Below are 1,894 nucleotides of genomic sequence, written 5' to 3'. Positions count from 1 at the left end.
CCTCCGGGCACGGGGGCGGGGCCCGCGCGGGGCGGACCCCGCCTGTGTGAGCTCGGTTAGGCCGCAATAGCCGCCTGGTGGTGCCAGATTGCGCGAAGGGCAGCGTTGAGGTCGTCGTAGTGCGCCAGCGGGGCCTCGTCGATGGTGATGGTCCACATCGGTTGGCTCCCAACGCCTGCGGTGAGGGTGTAGCTGTGGGTGTGGTGGCGCGCCCGGAATGTCCACGGCTGAGGAGGGCTGGCGTGGAAGGTCAGCTCGCCGATGCGGACTTTGACGATGCGGGCGCTCGGTGCGGCGTCGAGGTCAGCTGCGGTGGCTTCGACGGCCACTAGTTGGCCGTGGTCATCAGCGGCGAATACAACGATGTGGTGCCCGGTGGCGCGGGTGTAGGTGTGGACGGCGGTAAGTAGGACGTCGCCGTGGCTGTGGAACGGAATCCGGTTGATTCCGTACTGCTGGTGTTGGATTCGTCCGGCGGCCTCGTCGAGAAGGTTGAAGGCGAGTTCGAATTCGTGCTCCATGGTGGTGTCTCCGTTCGGTGCGGTGAGTGGTGCGCCGGTCAGCGCTGGGGAGCGGTCAATCGGGCGAGGGTGGGTGCGCAACCCCGAAGAGACCGCGCCGAACTACGCAGGCCAAGTGACCTTTTCGGCCCTATGCAAGTGAATCCCTCAGGTGCTGTGCACCGGGATTCACCGGGCCGAAAACCCTCCTGCGTTTCGGCGCGGGCGTGGGTTGCGCGCTCGGGCCCCCGGCCGATTAGGCTGCGACCGGTGCTGACGGCTATGAAGGTGAGCGGCTACGGATGTGGCCGCCGTAGGTGGCCAGTCCGGTAGCGCGGGGCGCGCCGGTGCCCTTGGTGGGCGGCGGAAAAATGGGGCCCGGCCAGCCCCTGGTGGTGGGATCGACCGGGGCCCCGGGGGTGAACTCGCCCAGTCAGCGCCGCCGCGGTGGTCAGTTCGCGGCGGGTGCTGTGGCGGTGTTCGGTTAAACCGAGTCGCGCCGCGACGCGCTGCACGGCGCGCGTGGTCGTGTGGAGCCGCCAGGCGATCAGTTCGGGCTCGACCCGTCGGTGCATTCGGCGTATTGCTTCATCGCGGTCTGCCCCGCGCAGGGGCAGCCGCAGGCCGTCGTGGGCGACCTGGATGACGGCCAGTTCGTCGATGTCACGCACCGGGACTCGATCGTGGGCACGCGGGCGCGGAGATAGTTCACTGTCGGTGCTGAACGCTTGTGCTTCGTCGTCGTCGGTGGTGGCCCATGGGTCGTTTCCTGTGCTCATAATGGTTCTCCGTTCTGGATCGTTTTTGACGTGCGCGACCGCACCGCAATCCTGTCAATCATCGACGGCCTCAGGCGTGTGCACCAGATCGCAATCGCCGTCTTCAACGACGGCGAGCACCACAAAGCTGATCCCACCGCCGCCGACTACCCCGCGACCTAACGCGCCCCGGGCCCGGCCATCTCTGCAAAGGACCCCCACGCACGAGACGGCCGGGTCCCCCTACCTTTCTCGGCGCGCCGGCCGGACTGCCACCTCACCGGTGGCCCACCGGATCAGGAGCCGCTCACCTTTCTTGCCGTCAGCAGGGGTCACAGCCTAAGCGGGCGGGGGCCCCGACCGCTCAACCCACGCCCACACCGAACGGCGCAGACCCAGTGACCTTTTCGGCCCTCATGCCAGCTCGCCGCAAGGCGCTCCCGCGCCCGGCGAGCGCGCCGAAAACCCTGCCCCGCTCGGCGCGGGCTCATCGGGGTTGGGGGCCCCCCCCCCCCCCCGTCCCCCCCCCCCCCCCGCGTCCCCCGGGGCGCCCCCGCCCCCCCGGGGCCCCGGGGGGCCACGGGGGGGGGGGGGGGCAACGGGGGGGGGGGGCGGCAACGGCGGCAACGGCGGCAC

The 1,894-nt window shown here is 70.1% G+C and carries 3 protein-coding genes; 1 reads left to right on the top strand and 2 read right to left on the bottom strand.

Features of this window, described 5'->3' with window-relative positions; genetic code table 11:
• Positions 1-56: 56 nt before the first annotated feature.
• Positions 57-521 (bottom strand): hypothetical protein, encoded by a 465-nt coding sequence (locus tag A9W95_RS14395; RefSeq protein WP_067413771.1) that lies wholly within the window; start codon positions 519-521, stop codon positions 57-59.
• 275 nt (positions 522-796) lie between these two features.
• The gene (locus A9W95_RS14390) at positions 797-1,279 is read right to left on the bottom strand and encodes a hypothetical protein (protein WP_067413768.1); all 483 of its coding nucleotides are present in this window, start codon (positions 1,277-1,279) and stop codon (positions 797-799) included.
• A gap of 30 nt (positions 1,280-1,309) precedes the next feature.
• Between A9W95_RS14390 and A9W95_RS28230 the strand changes: the two genes are divergently transcribed.
• Positions 1,310-1,441, top strand: a complete 132-nt coding sequence (locus tag A9W95_RS28230; protein WP_256388891.1) for a hypothetical protein — start codon at positions 1,310-1,312, stop codon at positions 1,439-1,441.
• The last annotated feature ends 453 nt before the right edge of the window (positions 1,442-1,894 follow it).

It is taken from the genome of Mycobacterium sp. 1423905.2, from assembly GCF_001673155.1.
GTDB lineage: Bacteria > Actinomycetota > Actinomycetes > Mycobacteriales > Mycobacteriaceae > Mycobacterium.
Note: the sequence above shows the minus strand (reverse complement) of the source record. Positions and strands in the feature narration are given on the sequence as shown.

Coding starts and splice junctions, on each gene's coding strand:
- A9W95_RS14395 (WP_067413771.1), bottom strand. CDS start 521: ATGGAGCACGAATTCGAACTCGCCTTCAACCTTCTCGACGAGGCCGCC.
- A9W95_RS14390 (WP_067413768.1), bottom strand. CDS start 1,279: ATGAGCACAGGAAACGACCCATGGGCCACCACCGACGACGACGAAGCA.